The following is a 17149-nucleotide window of genomic DNA, read 5'->3' on the forward strand; positions in this document are numbered from 1 at the left end:
GGGCCAACGGCCAGCTTTTGAATGAATTGTCACGACCGATCGTGGTCGTCGCCCGGTCAGAGACCGAGTTCGATCAGCGCAGCTGCCGTCATCGGCCCGATCTGCTCCGACGCCGGGTACTCCGGAATCCACGCATCACCGCTGGTCTCGAGCACGGTGATCGTCTCGGCACCCAACATGGGCAGACCGTGACTGCGCCGGATCAACCCATCGCGATCGATCCACACTTCGACCTCGATCGTGGTCCCCGATGCGGTCGGGCCAGCACCCGGCTCGGTGGCCGTACCAGCGGCTGGAGTGCCGGCTGGAGTGCCGGCGACCGCTCCCGTCGCAGGGTCGGTGCCGCCCTCGTCGAGGGTGATGCCGTCGAGTGGGCCGAGCGTCGGCATGGGCGAGTTGCGTTCGTCGAGGATGGCGGGATCGAGCGTGAGCACGAGGTGGCGCGTGCTGACGCCGTTGATGTCGGCGACGGTTGCCTCGTCGATCGAGACGCGAGTGCGCACCTCTCGCGGGATCACGTCGTCGGCACGTCTGATCCAGTCGCTCAACTCCAACTGGTCATCGAGTGGAAATGCTCCGCGTTGGATCTGGTACCAGATCGCCGAGTCGGTGCGGCGTACGACGGCGTCATCGAGAAACGTCATGATCTCCAGATCCGGTTCATCGTGGCGGTCGATCGTGACCTGGGACACCAGCGTCTCGAAGTCGACGGTCACGGTGTACGAGGCGTCGGGATCGGTGTACAGGCCATCGACGACGAAGGTTGCGGTTCGAATCGGAGCGGGTTCGCCCCGAGTCACGGGAAAGGCGAGCGGCGCCGCGGGCTCCTCGGGAGACTGGTCGGTGACGTACTGGTCGTAGAGCTCCGGACCATGGACCGCGCCGGCGTAGCCCAGGCCGCCCAGCATCGACACCACGATGACCGTTCGCAGAACTCGTCCTCGGCGAGCAGGCCGTCGCTTCGGCTCGGTCGCAGTCGTGGCGTCGAACACGAACAGCGGGTTCGTCTGGGCCGACGTCGCCGGTGGCCGCGTCGCGGGTGCAGCGGTCATGGGCGGAAGGTTCGGACCGGAGAACTCGAGTGGCTGCATCGACGGGTCTGGCGCCAAGATGGCGGCAGGCCCGCGCTGGATCCCGCTCGGTTGCGCAGGCGTCGACGAAGCGGGCTCGGAGTCGGGCACCGGGACCGACGGCGGCGCTGGCACGTCGATGTGGATGGGCGTGAACGAGGAGGACAGGACGTCCGGATCGTTCGATCGGGTGGCCACCGCTTCGGTGGAAGGATTATCGGAGCTGTTCGTCGTCGGCGGTGCCATCGGCACGGTCGCCGACGTCGCCACAGGCGAGGGCCAGGCGGGAGGTGCGAAGGCGCCGCCTGGGGTCGGTGTGCCTGCATCGATCGCGTCGAAATCGACAGCGCCCCGATGCGCAGCGCCCTGATGCGTTGCGCTCTCGTTCATGGTGTCGACCTGGTTCGACATACATGAGGTCTTCGGTCGGGTCAGACGAGATCTTGAGGAATCGGCGGCACGCCGCGGCCCTCGAACCGCCGTCGCCCTACGCTTCGGCCCGATGAGTGAGCGGCGAGCGACCCGATTGATCTTCGTTCGGCACGGAGAGTCGGTGGTGACGGTCAACCGTGTGATCGGCGGCCGTCGGACGTGTTCTGGGCTGAGTGAACTCGGCCGGCTGCAGACCGCGCGGCTGCGTGACCGGCTCGCCGATGCGGATCTCGCGGTCGACGTGCTGCTGTCCAGCGATTTCCCACGCGCGATCGAAACCGCCGAGATCCTGCAGCCCGCGCTCGGCGTCGCAGTCGCGGCCAAGCGGTTCGATCGTCTCGTCGGTTTCGGCGAGCATGACCCCGGCCCCGACATCGACGGGATGACGTTCGACGAGTACGTCGAGCGGTTCGGCACGCCCGACTGGGTCGGTGACCCGCACGCCGAGGTCTTTCCCGGAGGAGAGACCGTCGCCCAGTTCCACGATCGCGTGGGTGGGGCGCTCGACGAACTCCTCGACGTGCACCGCGGGCGGACGGTCGTCGTCGCGTGCCATGGAGGCGTCGTCGACGCGGTGTTCCGGCGTCTCCTCGACCAGCCGATCACCGGAGGGTTCGAGTTGCACACGCTCAACACGTCGCTCACCGAGTTCGAGAGTCTTCCTCGCGGACGCTGGCGCCTTGCCCGCTACAACGACGCTGCTCACCTCGATGGTCTGCCCTCGGCCACGACCCGAGTCTGACGGGCGACGTACGCTGGTCTCATGATCAGCTTGCAGGGCCGGACGGCCGTCGTGATCGGCGGCCACAGCGGATTCGGGGAGGCGATCAGCCGAACGTTCGCAACGCAGGGAGCGCGCGTCGTCATCGGCGGGCGTCGCGCCGACGCCGTCGACGCAGTCGCCTCGGACATCGGTGGGATCGGAGTCGAGTGCGACATCACCGACGACGAGCAGATCCAAGCGATCGTCCGTCGTTCGATCGACGAGACCGGCCGACTCGACGCCTTCGTCAACTGCGCCGGATTCGAACAGTCGACGTTGCTCGCCGACCTCACCCCGGAAAAACTCGACGCGATGCACGACGTGCAGATCCGAGGCGCGCTGTTGTGCATGCGCCACGCGGGTAACGCCATGCGCCGACTCGGCGCAGGCGGGTCGTTCGTCTCGATCAGTTCGCTCACCGCGCAGAACCCGGCCCGCGGTCTGGCGGCCTACGCCAGCGCAAAGGCCGGACTCGAGTACGCCACCAAGATCGCGGCGGTCGAGTACGGCGACGCCGCAATTCGCTTCAACTGCGTGGCTGCATCGCTGATCGAGACACCGATGACCGCTCGCCACTTCTCGTCCGGCCCGGCGATCCAAGCACTGACCGAGATGACGCCGCTCGGTCGGATGGGATCGCCGCAAGACATTGCCAACGCCGCGCTCTTCTTGTGCTCGGAGCTGGGTTCGTACGTGACCGGGCAGACGCTGTGCGTCGACGGTGGGGCCTCGCTCACGATGCTGCCGTCACCGCAGATGTACGCCGACGTCGCCCGGCGGTGGTCCGAAGCGCAACCCGATTCGTGAGCGGTGCGCCGTGACTTGCTTGGAGCGACCGTCAGCTTCGCTGAGCGTCTGGCAACTCCGATGACGTCGCCGGTCGCCGGTCAGCGCTGGGTCGTCGTCGGCGCCGGATCCGGGGGGTGCGTCGTCGCCCGGCGGCTCGTCGATGCCGGGGCCAGCGTGGTCTTGGTCGAGAGTGGCCCGGATCTCGCCCCGGGAGCGGTGCCCGCTGGCATCAGTGGCGACGACTGTTTCGCGGCGATGACACCGGACCGGGTGCACGGAGATCTGCTCGCGACTCGCGTCGCCGGCGGAGCGAGCACCGTGTATCTGCGCGGCCGTGGCGTCGGTGGTTCGAGTGCCGTCAACGCGATGGTCGGTCTGCATTGCGATCGCGAGCTCTACGCGGCTTGGAACTGGCCGGAGCTCGCGGACTTCGAATCGCGGGTGCTCGTTCCGACAGCTGAGGCCGACGACGCCGAACTCGGGCCGGTCGACCGTGCGTTGATGGCCGCTTCATCCGACGCCACCAAGGTCGCGCTCACGCGTCGTGACGGCCGACGGGTCACCTCCGCCGAGGCGTACCTGTGGCCGATACTCGGCTCGGACCGGTTCGAACTTCGCTGCGACACCGTCGTCGATCGGCTCGAACTGCTCGACGACCGAGTGGTCACCGGCGCCCGGCTGGCCGACGGCCAGGTGATCGAGGCGGATCGAGTGGCGCTCTGTGCAGGGGCGATCCACACGCCGACGATCCTGCTGAGGTCCTCGTCGTGCCCGTCGCTCACCGGCTTCGGGCTTGCGGATCACGCTGCTGCAGCGATCTCGCTGCTGCTCGCCGAACCCGGCGCCGAGATGGGCCTGGCGGTGGCGACGGTCGTCGATCGTGATCCGATCCAGATCCTCCCGATGAACCATCTCGGCACGGACCGTCGAGGACTCGGGCTGCTGATGGTGTCGTTGATGCGCCCTCACTCGGCCTCTGGCCGGGTTCGTCTCGCGTCGAACGACCCGCTCGACGCGCCGATCGTCGAGTTCGACCTGCTCAGCGACCAGCGCGACGTCGCCATCCTCCGAGAGGGCGTACGTCAGGCGCTGCGCCTCCTCGCCAGCGCTCCGATGCACGACATCGTCCGAGAGGCGTTCATCGACGACGTTGGGACGACGGTTGCAGCGCTCGACACCGACGCAGACATCGACGATTGGCTCCGCCGCCGCGGCGCTGACTACGTCCATGCGTCGGGGACGTGCGCCGCTGGCAGTGTCGTCGATGCGAACGGCGCGGTGATCGGGCTGTCCGGCGTGACGATCGCGGATGCGTCGGTGTTCCCCTCGATCCCGAACGTCAACACACATCTGCCGACGATGGCCGTGGCCGAGATGCTCGTCGACCGTTGGATCCGGTCGAACGATGGCTGAGTTCGCCGACGTCGTCGTGATGGGGGACGGGCCCGCCGGATCTGCCCTCGCCGCGCGACTGATGTCGTGCGGGGTCGATGTCGTGTTGATCGGTGGCGACGACGACTGGTTCGCAACGTACGGCACCTGGGCGGACGATGTCGAGGCAGTGCCGTGGCTCGACGCCCAGCGACTGTGGCTCCACCGGGCCGAGTCCGTCGAGGTCGACGTCGGCGGACGACGGCGCGTGGAACGTCCCTATGGCGTGATCGACAACGAGCAACTCCGAGTTCAACTGCGCCACGATCTCCGTCCGGGCGTCGAGCACCGAGTGGAACGCGTGGTCGACGTGCGTACCGGGTCGTCGCGGCACGAGGTCGTCACGAGCGCCGGTGTCACGTGGTCGTGCCGTGTGCTGATCGATGCGACCGGCTGGCCTGGTCATGTCAATCGATCCGACCGGCTGCGCTCGATCTCGGACGTTGCGCGGCAGACGGCGTTCGGCGTGGTCGTGGAGGAGCCGCCCGCCGGGCCGCTCGGCAGCGTCACTCTGATGGATTTCAGCACGCCGAGCATGGACCTCGACGACGCTCTCGGCACGATTGCGACGTTCGCGTACGCGTTGCCGGTGCACGACGGCTGGTTGGTCGAAGAGACGGTGCTGGCCGCGCATCCGCCGGTCGACCCCGAACGTCTGGCTGCTCGCCTGGCGGCTCGTCTCGGTCTGAGCGAGGCTGCGTTACGGTCATCGGCCCGTCGCGTCGAGTCCGTCGACATCGCGATGGGCGGACCATTGCCCGACCGGAGCAACTCGATCGTCGGCTACGGCGCCGCGGCGTCGATGATCCATCCGGCGACGGGCTATTCCATCGCCACATCGCTGACTCACGCCGACCGGGTGGCGGCAGCGATCGCGGAGCAGGTCTCGGATTCCGCAGGAGTGGTCGATGTTCCGGCCATCTGGGAGGCGATCTGGCCGAGGTCGTCGCTGCAGACGAGAGTGCTGCACGACTACGGCCTCGACGTGCTGCTCGAACTCGACCCCGACGACGTGCGGTCGTTCTTCGCGGCCTTCTTCGACCTACCCGTCGAGCGTTGGGCGGCCTACCTGCGTATCGACACGCCGCCGTCCGCGACGGCCTCGATCATGCTGTCGATGTTCCGAGCAGCACCTTGGCGGCTCCGCCGACGCCTCGTCAGCCAGAACCCACTGGCGTTTGTCCGGCTGGTGCGTTCGTAGCGCTCGAGTGCGCCTCGTCGCCGGTGCCGGTGCCGGTGCTGGTGTCGGTGCTGGTGTCGGCGGCACGACGACGAGTCGAGATCGACCGGCGAACGGCGAGCAGCCATCCGATAGCGACACACAACGCGAACACGAACCACTGGATCGCGTACGACAGATGAGGTCCGCTGGTGAGTTCGGGTCGGGCGATGGGTTCGGGGTCGCCGGCGCCGACGGCTGGTTCACTGCGAACGAGTTGGACGTAGACGGGTGCGACCTCGCCGGGGAACTGCTGCGCGAGGAGTGGAAGGTCGACTCGTCGGATCTCGGTCAGTGGACCGTCGACCTCGTCGGTCAACTGACCCAACGACCGGTTCTCGGAGGCGCGGACGAGGCCGACGACCGCGACCGGAGTCGTCGGCGGGGGTGACACCTCGAAACCGAGCGGCACGAACCCACGGTTGACGATCACGGTCGTCGCCGAAGTTTCGGTGTCGGGTGCGGACTCGGTGTCGGTCTCGGGTGCCGTCTCGGTGTCGGCAGCGAGCACGAGCCCCGCCAGCACGTTGTCACCGGCGCGGCCGCGCTGCGACTGGTTGAACTCCACGACCTGGTCGGCGAGAAACGTCCCGACCAGCGAGACGGGCAGCCACTCTGCGGTCTCGGGTGTGAGCTCGCCGCGCTCGAGATCGTCGAGCACGTCACCGATCGGCAGTGGTGCGCGTTCGGAGCGTTCGATGACCTCGCTGTTGAATGCCCGGCGTTCGTCGAGGCGATCGAGTTGCCAGATCCCGAGATTGATCATGGCGACGATCGCGCCCACGACGACGAGGTGGAAGAGCAGCCAGATCGGTCGGAGCAGGAACCGGTACATCTCGACCATGACGGTATCGGCCCTCGACGGCTACCGTCCGGCAGGTGGGGCCTGACGACATTACGACCGACTGGATTTCGAGCGTGCTCGGCGAGGACATCGCGACGCTTCGGCACGAGCGAATCGGTGACGGTCTGGTCGGACTGAATCTGCGAGTTCACCTCGACCCGGCGGTGACCGGCAGCTCCGTGCCTTCGTCGGTCGTGATGAAGCTGCCGTCGCTCGATCCGACGAGCCGAGCGACGGGCATCGCACTGCGCAACTACGAGCGCGAGGTCAAGTTCTACGACCACATCGCTGCAACGGTCGATATTCGTGTGCCGCATTGTTGGCACGCCGACTGGGACGCAGAGACGGGCGACTTCGTCCTCGTGCTCGAAGACATGGCGCCAGCCCGGCAGGGCGATCAGATCGCCGGGTGCAGCGTCGACACCGCGTTCGATGCCGTCCGCGAACTGGCGAAGCTGCACGGTCCACGGTGGGACGACCCGACGCTGTTCGACCACGAGTTCCTGCAGCGCCGGTCGGGGCAGGACGACGTCGATCAGATCAGCGGGCTGTGGAACATGTTCTTCCCGGGCTTTCAGGCCGTGTACGCCAAATATCTGAGCCCCGAGGCGGAGGCGTTGGTCGAGGCGTTCGGCCCTCAGCTCGGCACGTGGATGGACGGGCGCACCGGAGCGATGACCGTGACGCACGGCGACTACCGACTCGACAACCTGCTGTTCGCCACACCCGATGGCGGCCCGCCCGTGACGGCAGTCGACTGGCAGACACCGGGCCATGGTCCGCCGATCGCCGACCTCGCCTATTTCTGCGGTGCAGGGCTCTTGCCAGACGAGCGCCGCCTCGCCGAGCGCGACCTCGTCGACGCGTACGTCGACGCACTCGTCGCTCAGGGTGTCGAGGTCGAGCGGTCGTGGGTCTGGGAGCACTACTGCCGCGATGCATTCGCCGGCGTCGTCATGGCCGTCGTTGCGAGCCAGGTCGTCGGCGGCAGCGAGCGGAGCGAAGCGATGTTCGCAGCGATGGCGACACGGCATCTGCAACACGCGCTCGACGTGGGCGCGTTCGATCTGCTCAGCTGAGCACATGGAGCTTCCCGACTTCCACATCCCACACGCCGAGAAGATCGAATGGATGATCGAGACGAATGGGTGGGCACTCGAGCCCGTGCCCGCCGATCCGGAGGCCACACCTCCGACACCGGCGTACGCCTACTCGATCGGACTCCCCGATGCGGTCGACTTCCCCGACGTGGCCGTGTTCGGGTTGACGCCGGTGGCATCGAACGGGTTGGTCGGGCTCGTCGCCGATGCCTGTCGTGGCGGGACCGACATCCCGCTCGGCGTGGAACTCGTCGGCCTGCTCGACAACGACCTTCGCTGCGTGTTCGCGCCGATCGACCTCGATCGTTGGGGCGCCTGGTTCGCTACCGCGACCGCGTGGTACCGGGGTGACCTGAAGCCGATGGTGCAGTTGCTCTATCCGGACCGCAACGGATTCCTCCCGTACGAGACGGGTTTCGAACAGCGGCTCGTCCACGCCCAGCCGGTCATCGGCACGCTCTGATCACGCCGGCGTCGACACGTCCGCCCGGTCGATCTTGGCCTGGAGGTATGGGGAGAAGTGTCCGTCGTAGTGCGAGCGCACGACCGGATCCATCCAGTCCTCGGCGGTGACCTTGCCGCGACAGCGTGCGCTGCCGCACTCGCACTCGAACTCGTCGTACGGCACCGAATCGGTCGTGGCGTAGTCGTAGGTGATCTGGGCGCCACTCGCCAGGTCTCTGGCAGCGACGAGCGTGACCGCATCGACGAGCACCCCGGTCGGATCGCAGGAATGGTTGACCCGCTCGTCGATGTCGCCGACCTGTCCGACCAGGAAGACGTCGTCATCCACTTGGAGTGCGTGACGTTGGCGTTCCTCGGTCAAGAGCCGGAAGTGGGGCCCCGGTGTCGGCTCGCCTCCGAACACCACGATCGGGTGGCCTGCGGCGACCGGTTCCGCGAGGAACAGCCCGATGCCGATCTCGTCGAGTTCACGCAGTTCGTGTGACACGAGGATGCGACTGGACGACTGAGACGATCGCGATGGCTGAGCTGGCTGAGATGGCTGAGCTGGCCGAGATGGCCGAGATGGCCTAGATGGCATGGTCACGTTGTGGCATGGTGCGTCCGTTCCGACCGAGGCGACCCGGTCTTCTTCGACTGTCATTCGCGCCCGCTGATGACCCCAAAACCCCTGGGGAGTCTGGAGCATCGGCGCGAAGCTGTCGACAGCGACGAGAGATTGTGACCGTTTCGTCATCTACACAGCGACGTCCAGCACTCTTGGTGGTCGTTTGCCTACAGCGCGAAGCGCCTGCGCCCGGCTCGAGTCGGGAGATGCCCGCCCGCTCGACGTCGGTCCGACACGAAGACATCAGACCGAAGACATCAGACCGAAGACATCAGACCGAAGACATCAGCGAGGTGGGGAATCCAACGCGCCCGCCGCAACACAGAGTCGGCGCTGACGACTGGTACCGTTCCGGGGTCCTCGTGTCGGCGGCGGTTCGCTCGCAGGCCCGGCGACAACCCTGCTGCCATGAGTTCTGCGCCTCCACTTCCTGCCACCGGTGCCTGGCGGCCCGGCGATCACCCCGGGCAGCGCCAGTTCTTCACGTTCGCGACCGATCGGCGGTTCGCGCTCGACTCGGGGGCGACGCTCAGCGACGTCGTGGTGGCGTACGAGACATGGGGGCGACTCAACGCCGACGGTGCGAATGCGATCCTGTTGTGTCACGCATGGACCGGCGACTCTCATGCCGCAGGGCCTGCCGGCCGCGGTCACCTCGAGCCCGGCTGGTGGGATGCGATGGTCGGCCCGGGCAAACCGATCGACACCGATCGGTACTTCGTGGTGTGCGCCAACGTGCTCGGCGGGTGTCAAGGCTCCACCGGGCCGTCCTCCCCACACCCGCTCGATGGTCGTCCGTACGGCTCGCGTTTCCCCGTGGTGACGATTCGCGACATGGTGCGAGCCCAGGCGCGCCTCGCGGAGCATCTCGCCGTGCCGAAGTGGCTGTCGGTGATCGGCGGCTCGATGGGCGGGATGCAAGCGCTCGAATGGGCGGTCATGTATCCGCGGCGTGTCCGTTCGCTGGTGGCTGTCGCGACGTGTATGCAGGCGACCGCACAGCAGATCGCGTGGGGTGCGATCGGCCGTCGAGCAATCCGTCTCGACGAACGTTGGCGTGGCGGCGACTACTACCAAGCCGAGCCGGGTGACGGACCCTCCGAAGGCCTTGCCATCGCCCGAATGGTCGCTCAGGTCACGTTCCGCTCCGACAACGTGTTCACCGATCGCTTCGGCCGCGAGATCGCCGGGCGTGCCGACGGGAACGGCACGCTCGGCATGTGGCAGCAATTCGAGGTCGAGCGGTACCTCGAGCATCACGGCAACAAGATCGCTCGCCGTTTCGACGCCAACAGTTATCTCGCGATCGGCAAGGCAATGGATCTGCACGACGTCGCGCGAGGGCGCGGCAGCCTCGAACGGGCGATGTCTCGTGTGCAGATGCCGACGATGGCGGTCGGGATCTGGAGCGACATGCTGTATCCGTCGTATCAGCAGCGCCAATTGCACGAGGTCCTGGCGGCGAACGACGTGCCCAGCGAATACATCGAGATCGACTCCCCGCACGGTCACGACGCTTTTCTCATCAACGGCGATCAGATCGCTGGTGCACTCGAACGGTTCATCGGCGACGTGAGCAAGTCCTCGACCTGACGGTGCCTGAGGGGCTCGAGGCAGAGATCTGGCGCCGCGCTGCGATGCCGTTGATCGGGCGCACCATCGAGCGCATTCGAGTCGACGAGCGAGTGGCGCCGCCAGAGATCGAATGCCGACTCGTCGGCGCTCGGATCGTCGGGGTGAGCCGGATCGGCAAGGTGGTCTTGTTCGACCTCGCCGACGCGGTCGAGACCGAGACGTTGGGACTGCACTTCGGGATGACCGGACGACTCATCATCGACGGTGTCGCTCCGATCGAGCGGCTCGAGTACGCCTCGGCTGCGGATCGCCCGAAGTGGGACCGTCTTCGGATCTGGACCGAGACGAGCGTCGACGGAGCCAGCGAACCGGTCGCGTTGCGGCTCAACGATCCGCGTCGGCTCGGGCGGGTGTCGCTCGATCCGGACTTCTCGGCGATGGGGCCCGACGCGCTGACGTTGCGCCGCAACGAACTCGCGGGGCGATTGCGGGGCCGCCGCCTCGCTGTCAAATCGGCGCTGCTCGATCAGACCATCGTCGCTGGACTGGGCAACCTGTGTGCTGACGAGGTGCTGCTGTGGGCGGGTGTCGCTCCGGCGAGGCCGGTCGACGAGTTGACGGGAGCGGACGTGACCGCCCTCGCCCAGGCGTGCCGTGAGCAGCTTCCCGCAATGTTGCGACGAGGCGGAAGTACCGCCGGGCGTCTCGACCCCGAGCGTCGAACTGCGCCCGGGCGGTGTCCGTTCGACGGCGCCCCGCTCGTTCGCTCGACGATCGGCGGCCGGACGGCAGTGTGGTGTCCACAGCATCAACGATGAGTTCGACCGTGCGGTGTATCGCGCTGCAACGGTGCGGTTTGTTGGCAGACTCCTTGACCAGTGTCCGTCAAGCTCTTCGATCTCGCCAGCGTGGCCGTCGCTCGACAGAGCGACGAGATCGGTGACCCCACGGCGACTCGAACCGTCTACATCGTCACGATCGTGCTGGTGCTCATCGGGGTAGCGCTCGTGGCTCTCGCCGTGTGGTTGTTTCGAGCGACGCGACCCGATCCGCAGTTGTTGGCGCCGCTCGAGCAGATGGAACGCCGCGGCTGGAGGCGCCTCGGGCCGCAAGATCGCCGGCGGGCGCTCGACGAGGTGCGCCCGCCGGGTGCTGCGCCGATCGAACTGGCACCTCGGCAGCCGGACGTCTTCGAAGAATTCGGTCACGTGCGCGCCGTGACCGGCTTCGCCGATCTCACCGACGCGGCTCACACGGCGCGACGGGTGCCGAGCGATCCGCTGGTCATCGACACGGTGCTCGCGGATCCGGAGCTGTTGGCGCCGCCGACGCCGAATCAGGCAGCCGAGTCGATCGGGCCCGTCCCGCCGATGCCGCCCATGCACCGCGAGGAACACGTCGACGACGCAACTGCCCGAGCTGCTCCAGTCGAAGCAGTCGAGTCAGTCGAAGCAGTCGAGTCGGTCGAAGCGTCCGAGGCGGCGGAGATGGCGGAGGCAGTCGAGTCCGAGCCAACACCACCGGCGCTGGCGAACGAGTGGGCGCCGCTCGATCTGGCGATGCCTCCTGATGCCGACGATGTTGCCCATCGCGCTCGTGAAGACCGTGCGCTCGACGATCACGTCGATCAAGAACCGGACCGTGATGAACCGGACCGTGATGAACCGGACCGTGATGAACCGGAGCGTGATGAACTGGACCGTGATGAACTGGACCGTGATGAACTGGAGCGTGGCGGCGAGCCGTTGATGCCCGGCGAGGGCCTGCTCAGGCGGCGTCCCGACGCTCGCTGAAGAGCCCCGGTCGGTTGCCGGTGCGCTCGAGGGAAATCAGATGTCGGAGGTTGTCCGCTCCGAGTGGAGCGGCGCTAAACTCGTGCTTCCTCGACCTCCAGGATTCCTGAGGGTCGATGCATGCGGATGTGGCTCAGTTGGTAGAGCGTCACCTTGCCAAGGTGAAGGTCGCCGGTTCGATCCCGGTCATCCGCTCCAGTCCGGCAGGGGCTCAGTTCGAGCCCCTGCCGTTTCTTTTTTCGCCGCGCTACGGTCGTCCTCGGCAGTTTCACCTTCCGGGACACCGACCGAGCCGGGCAAGCCGTTGGCGCCTCGCAACGTGTTTGGGGCATCAGGTGCCCGCCTCACCGGAGAACTTCACGTACAATCACCGCTCCGCCCTCGATCAGCGTGTGAGCGCCCGAAAGGACCCCATATGTCAGCGAACTCGGTTCTGCATCACCGAAACGTCGGAGTCCTCACGGTGGCGGCCGTGGAGGCGCCGGAGATCGTCACGTCCGAATGGATCGACGAACAGCTCGCGCCAACGTACGAACGAGTCGGATTGTCAGCCGGGACGCTGGAACAATTGGCAGGCATCAAGGCGCGCCGATGGTGGCCCGAGGGCGTGTCGTTCGAAGAAGCGGCATCGCTCGCCGGGCGCCGAGCAATCGATGAGTCGGGTATCGACCCGTCGAAGATCGGGATGTTGATCTCGACCTCGGTGTCGAAGCATCATCTCGAGCCGTCGGTCGCGTGTGCAGTACACCATCGCCTCGATCTCGCGCCGAGCTGTCTCAATTTCGACGTGGGCAACGCCTGCCTCGGCTTCATCAACGGCATGCAGATCGCCGCAGCAGCGATCGACGCCGGGGCCATCGACTACGCGCTGGTCGTCGACGGAGAGGGCAGCCGTCAGACACAGCAGGCGACGATCGCTCGGCTGCAGCAGTCTGATGTGAGCGCCGACGACGTGTTCGCCGAGTTCGCATCGCTCACGATCGGGTCGGGTGCTGCGGCAGCGATCATCTGCCGCAGTGACCAGCACCCCGAATCCCACCGCCTCGTCGGAGGCATCGCTCGGTCGGGTACGCAGCACCACGAACTCTGTGTCGGCGACCTCGAGCGGATGCGCACCGACACCAATGGCCTGCTGCACGCCGGTCTCGATCTGGCCGAGGCCGCCTGGAAGCACAGCGGTCACGACTTCGACTGGGAAGTCGGCATGGACTGGTACGTGGTGCATCAGGTGAGTCAGCGTCACACGCAACTGCTGTGTGAGCGGCTCGGCATCGATCCCGACCGCTGCCCGCGCACGTTCCCCGACTTCGGCAACGTCGGCCCGGCAGCGATTCCGATCACACTTGCTTCGGTGCAGGATCAGATCGAAGTCGGCCAGCGCGTGTTGTGCATGGGCATCGGTTCGGGGCTCAACACGAGCTTCACCGAAATCGTCTGGTGACGACGCTCCCCGACGCGTCGAAGTGGCGTGCCTGGGGCATCGAGCCGGCGTGGTCGACAACCCTTCACGTAGCGAGCTCCGACGGCGTGACCCATCGCTGGCATGTGCTCGACACCGGGGCCCCAGAGCACGGTGCCGCGCAATCGACCATCGTCTGTGTCCACGGCAACCCCACGTGGGCGTACGCCTGGGCGACGCTGCTGACGAAGTTCGCGCCGTCCCACCGAGTGATCGCGATCGATCAGCTCGGAATGGGGTTCAGCGAGCGCACGTCGCTACGGAGATATGCCACCAGGGTCGCCGACCTCGACGACGTGATCGGTGCGCTCGACATCGATACGTCGATCCCGCTGATCCTCGCAGCGCACGACTGGGGCGGCGCCATCGCGATGGGCTGGTCGGTCGACCATGCCGACCGGCTTGCCGGTCTCGTGCTCTGCAATACCGGCATTGCGGTGCCGGATGGGCGGGCGGCCCCGGGCATCATTCGCTTGGCGGCATCGGGGCCGTTGCGCGATCTCGTGTGTCGGCGTACGTCGATCTTCGTCGACGGCACCGCGCGGCTGTCGGGATCCCGGCTTTCCTCTAGGCAGCGAGCAGCGTTTCGTGCGCCGTATCGACGAGCTGCTGATCGTCGAGCGATCGCCGACTTCGTCGGTGACATTCCGTTGCGCAAGCCCCATCCGAGCGCTGCGGCACTCGACGACGTAGCTCAGCGTCTTGGCGCGATCACCGCTCCGGTGCTGTTGGCATGGGGCGCGAGCGACCCGGTCTTCGACGACGACTTCGCGGCCGATCTCGCCGACCGCTTCGTCAACGTCACCCAGCAGCGCTTCGCCGGGGCCAATCACCTCGTGATGGCCGAGGCCGACGTCGCTGGAGCGGTCGACGCGTGGCTCGTGGACGTGCTCGACGGCCGGCCAGGACAGGAGGCGTCGGCGACCTCACCCGACGGCGATGGTGACGGCGATGGTGGCGGCGATGGTGGCGGTGATGGTGGCGGTGATGGCGACCGAGCCCCGCTGTGGTCCGCAGTGCACGATCGTGGCGCAGCAACGCCGTCGGCGACGGCGTTGGTCGACGGTGCGACCGGTGACTCGATCACGTTCGCCTCGCTTGCCGCTCGCGTCGAGGGGATGGCCCGGGTGCTGCATCTGCGCGGGCTGCGCCCGGGCGATCGAGTCGCGATGTTGACCCCACCGGGTATCGACCTGATTGCTGCCGTGTACGCCGTCTGGCGAGCGGGAGGCGTCACGGTGGTTGCCGATCGCGGCCTCGGCCTGTCGGGCCTGGGAGCGGCCGTGAGGTCGGCGCGCCCCTCGTGGATCATCGGCCCTCGCCAGGCTCGGATCGCTGCGGGCATCCTGCGGTGGGCGCCGCGTTCGACAGCAATCGACATCGACGACTTGGTGGCGTCCGCATCGCACGACCCCGAGTCGCAGGCCACCCGAACGCTCGACGTGCCGGCTGCAGCTGATCTGGCCGCGATCCTCTTCACGAGCGGTGCGACCGGCCCGGCGAAAGGCGTGCGCTACACGCACGGGCAACTCGAGGGGCAGCGCGAGGCATTACGTCGGGCGTATCGCATCACCGACGAGGATCGACTCGTCGCCGCCTTCGCTCCCTTCGCGCTGTACGGGCCGGCGCTGGGCATCCCCACCGGGCTGCCCGACTGCGATGTCACCGCCCCTGGTTCGCTCACCGCGAGCGCGCTCGATGGGGCGTGCGCGTCGCTCGGTGCCACGATGGTCTTCGCCTCACCAGCCGCGCTCGCCAACGTCGTGGCGACGGCGGGATCGGCCTCGCTGCCGGCGATGGCGCGGCTCAGGCTGCTGATGAGCGCCGGTGCGCCGGTACCAGCAGAAACCCTCGATGCCGTGTCGAGACTGGCGCCGGAGGCGTCGCTTCGGACGCCGTACGGGATGACCGAAGCGCTGCCGGTGGCCGACATCGACCTCGACACGATCCGCGATGCCGATGTCGCTCGTCCGGTCGCGGGCGTGTGCGTGGGGCACCCTGTCGATGGTGCAGAAGTACGCATCGCTCGGCTCGGCTTCGACGCCCTCGTCGGAGTGCCGGACGAGGTGCCCAGTGGGACGACCGGCGAGATTCTCGTGCGAGCGAGTTGGGTGTCTGCGGGATACCTCGGGCTCGCAGCGACCGAGCGCCATGCTCGACCCGGCGATCGATGGCACCGCAGTGGGGATGTCGGGCACATCGACGAGGCGGGGCGGCTCTGGGTCGAAGGCCGTGCGGTCCACGTCATCGATGCGTCTGGCGGACCCATCACGTCCGTCCCGATCGAGCGTTGCATCGAACGAAGTGGCATCGCCGGCGTGACGCCCGGTCGTGTCGCGGCGGTCGGGGTCGGCCCCGCGGGCATCCAGCAGTTGGTCGTCGCTGTCGAAAGTTCGGCGCACGACCCGGGTCTTGCGCCGACCTCGTTGGCCGAATCGATCCGGGGCTGTGTCGCCCACCCCGTCGCTGCGGTGCTCGTGGCCGATCGACTGCCCGTCGACATTCGGCACAATGCGAAGATCGATCGTCAGGCTGTTGCGGCATGGGCCGCGCAGGTGTTGTCGGGCAACCGCGTGCGGAAGCGGTTCGGTCGATGAACGTACTGGTCACCGGCGGTTCGAGTCTGATCGGCAGTGGTCTGACGGCGGCGCTGGCGGAGCGCGGTGACGATGTGCGGACGTTCCAGCGGACCCCACCGACATCGGTACACGACCGTGTCGAACACGTCGCTGGTGACGTCACCGATCCCGATGCGCTGGCAGCGGCCGTCGACGGCTGCGATGCGGTCGTGCACCTGGCCGCAAAGGTGGGGATCGTCGGCACGCGAGCCGAGTTTCACGCGATCAACGTGGCGGGTACCGCCAATGTGATCGCCGCCGCCGTCGGCGCTGGGGTCAGCCGCTTCGTTCACGTGTCATCGCCCTCGGTGGCGCACGGCGGTGACTCGATCGTCGGTGGTGCAGCCGAGCCAGCGATCTTCGATCACGGCACCGCGTGGTATCCGGCAACCAAGGCGTTGGCGGAGAAGATCGCACTCGAGGCCGCTTCTCCCACGCTCGGGGTCGTCGTGATTCGCCCGCACCTGGTGTGGGGCCCAGGTGACACCCAACTCGTGGGCCGCATCGTCGATCGCGCCCGCACCGGCCGGCTCGCGCTGGTTGGCGGGGGCACTGCGTTGGTCGATACGACCTACATCGACAACGCGGTGAGCGCGCTTGCCGCAGCGCTCGATGCGGTGGCGCCTGCTGCGCAGTGTTCGGGTCGGGCCTACGTCGTCGCGAACGGGGAGCCTCGACCCATTCGCGAGTTGATCGAAGGAATCTGTGCGGCGGCTGGCGTCGACGCCGAGCCCAGAGTGGTGCCCCTCGGCGTCGCCAAGGTGGCCGGTTCGGTCATCGAGCGCGTCTGGCCGACACTCGGAAAAGACGAGGAGCCGCCGTTGACGCGGTTCCTCGCCGAGCAGCTCGGAACTGCGCACTGGTTCGACCAACGATCGGTCCGAGATGACCTCGATTGGGCACCCTCGGTGACGATCGACGAGGGGCTTCGCCGACTTGCGGCGTGGTTCGGTGAGCAACGTCGGACCGACGACGGCTGATCCT

General features: G+C 67.3%; 16 protein-coding genes and 1 tRNA gene. 14 read left to right on the top strand and 3 right to left on the bottom strand.

What is annotated here, in order from left to right; all coding sequences use genetic code 11:
* Positions 1-56: 56 nt before the first annotated feature.
* Entirely contained in the window at positions 57-1052 is a 996-nt protein-coding gene (locus ACE37B_RS00295; protein WP_409921287.1) for a hypothetical protein, read from the bottom strand.
* Here ACE37B_RS00295 and ACE37B_RS00300 point away from each other — a divergent pair.
* The 5 genes from ACE37B_RS00300 to ACE37B_RS00320 all read left to right on the top strand — a co-directional run bounded on the left by ACE37B_RS00300 (position 1051) and on the right by ACE37B_RS00320 (position 5686).
* Entirely contained in the window at positions 1051-1440 is a 390-nt protein-coding gene (locus ACE37B_RS00300; protein WP_409921288.1) for a hypothetical protein, read from the top strand. The genes ACE37B_RS00295 and ACE37B_RS00300 overlap by 2 nt on opposite strands.
* Positions 1441-1572: 132 nt before the next feature.
* Positions 1573-2244 (top strand): histidine phosphatase family protein, encoded by a 672-nt coding sequence (locus ACE37B_RS00305; protein ID WP_409921289.1) that lies wholly within the window; start codon positions 1573-1575, stop codon positions 2242-2244.
* A gap of 21 nt (positions 2245-2265) precedes the next feature.
* Positions 2266-3072, top strand: a complete 807-nt coding sequence (locus tag ACE37B_RS00310) for an SDR family NAD(P)-dependent oxidoreductase (RefSeq protein WP_409921290.1) — start codon at positions 2266-2268, stop codon at positions 3070-3072.
* 60 nt (positions 3073-3132) lie between these two features.
* The gene (locus tag ACE37B_RS00315) at positions 3133-4467 is read left to right on the top strand and encodes a GMC family oxidoreductase (RefSeq protein ID WP_409921291.1); all 1335 of its coding nucleotides are present in this window, start codon (positions 3133-3135) and stop codon (positions 4465-4467) included.
* The gene (locus ACE37B_RS00320; RefSeq protein WP_409921292.1) at positions 4460-5686 is read left to right on the top strand and encodes a lycopene cyclase family protein; all 1227 of its coding nucleotides are present in this window, start codon (positions 4460-4462) and stop codon (positions 5684-5686) included. Before ACE37B_RS00315 ends, ACE37B_RS00320 begins: the two co-directional genes overlap by 8 nt.
* On the opposite strand, the gene ACE37B_RS00325 is transcribed toward ACE37B_RS00320, so the two are convergent.
* Entirely contained in the window at positions 5643-6548 is a 906-nt protein-coding gene (locus ACE37B_RS00325; RefSeq protein ID WP_409921293.1) for an SURF1 family protein, read from the bottom strand. The genes ACE37B_RS00320 and ACE37B_RS00325 overlap by 44 nt on opposite strands.
* Before the next feature lie 35 nt (positions 6549-6583).
* Here ACE37B_RS00325 and ACE37B_RS00330 point away from each other — a divergent pair, with 35 nt between their 5' ends.
* Entirely contained in the window at positions 6584-7627 is a 1044-nt protein-coding gene (locus ACE37B_RS00330) for a phosphotransferase family protein (protein WP_409921294.1), read from the top strand.
* Between the two features lie 4 nt (positions 7628-7631).
* Entirely contained in the window at positions 7632-8111 is a 480-nt protein-coding gene (locus tag ACE37B_RS00335; RefSeq protein WP_409921295.1) for a DUF4262 domain-containing protein, read from the top strand.
* Here ACE37B_RS00335 and ACE37B_RS00340 read toward each other — a convergent pair whose 3' ends face one another.
* Positions 8112-8600 carry an SET domain-containing protein-lysine N-methyltransferase gene (locus tag ACE37B_RS00340; RefSeq protein WP_409921296.1) on the bottom strand — a complete coding sequence of 163 codons (489 nt, stop codon included), beginning with the start codon at positions 8598-8600 and terminating at the stop codon, positions 8112-8114.
* A gap of 528 nt (positions 8601-9128) precedes the next feature.
* Here ACE37B_RS00340 and ACE37B_RS00345 point away from each other — a divergent pair.
* The 7 genes from ACE37B_RS00345 (at position 9129) to ACE37B_RS00375 (ending at position 17145) form a co-directional block, all read left to right on the top strand.
* Positions 9129-10313 carry a homoserine O-acetyltransferase gene (locus tag ACE37B_RS00345; protein WP_409921297.1) on the top strand — a complete coding sequence of 395 codons (1185 nt, stop codon included), beginning with the start codon at positions 9129-9131 and terminating at the stop codon, positions 10311-10313.
* 2 nt (positions 10314-10315) lie between these two features.
* Positions 10316-11113 carry a DNA-formamidopyrimidine glycosylase family protein gene (locus ACE37B_RS00350; RefSeq protein WP_409921298.1) on the top strand — a complete coding sequence of 266 codons (798 nt, stop codon included), beginning with the start codon at positions 10316-10318 and terminating at the stop codon, positions 11111-11113.
* Between the two features lie 60 nt (positions 11114-11173).
* Positions 11174-12088, top strand: a complete 915-nt coding sequence (locus ACE37B_RS00355; RefSeq protein ID WP_409921299.1) for a hypothetical protein — start codon at positions 11174-11176, stop codon at positions 12086-12088.
* 122 nt (positions 12089-12210) lie between these two features.
* A tRNA-Gly gene (locus ACE37B_RS00360) sits at positions 12211-12286 on the top strand.
* 217 nt (positions 12287-12503) lie between these two features.
* Positions 12504-13529 (top strand): 3-oxoacyl-ACP synthase III, encoded by a 1026-nt coding sequence (locus ACE37B_RS00365; protein ID WP_409921300.1) that lies wholly within the window; start codon positions 12504-12506, stop codon positions 13527-13529.
* On the top strand, positions 13526-16144 hold the full coding sequence (locus ACE37B_RS00370; protein WP_409921301.1) for an alpha/beta fold hydrolase: 2619 nt from the start codon (positions 13526-13528) through the stop codon (positions 16142-16144). Before ACE37B_RS00365 ends, ACE37B_RS00370 begins: the two co-directional genes overlap by 4 nt.
* Positions 16141-17145 (top strand): NAD-dependent epimerase/dehydratase family protein, encoded by a 1005-nt coding sequence (locus tag ACE37B_RS00375; protein ID WP_409921302.1) that lies wholly within the window; start codon positions 16141-16143, stop codon positions 17143-17145. The genes ACE37B_RS00370 and ACE37B_RS00375 overlap by 4 nt, the downstream gene beginning before the upstream one ends.
* Positions 17146-17149 lie beyond the last annotated feature (4 nt).

Source organism: Ilumatobacter sp. (assembly GCF_046290335.1).
Classification (GTDB): domain Bacteria; phylum Actinomycetota; class Acidimicrobiia; order Acidimicrobiales; family Ilumatobacteraceae; genus Ilumatobacter_A.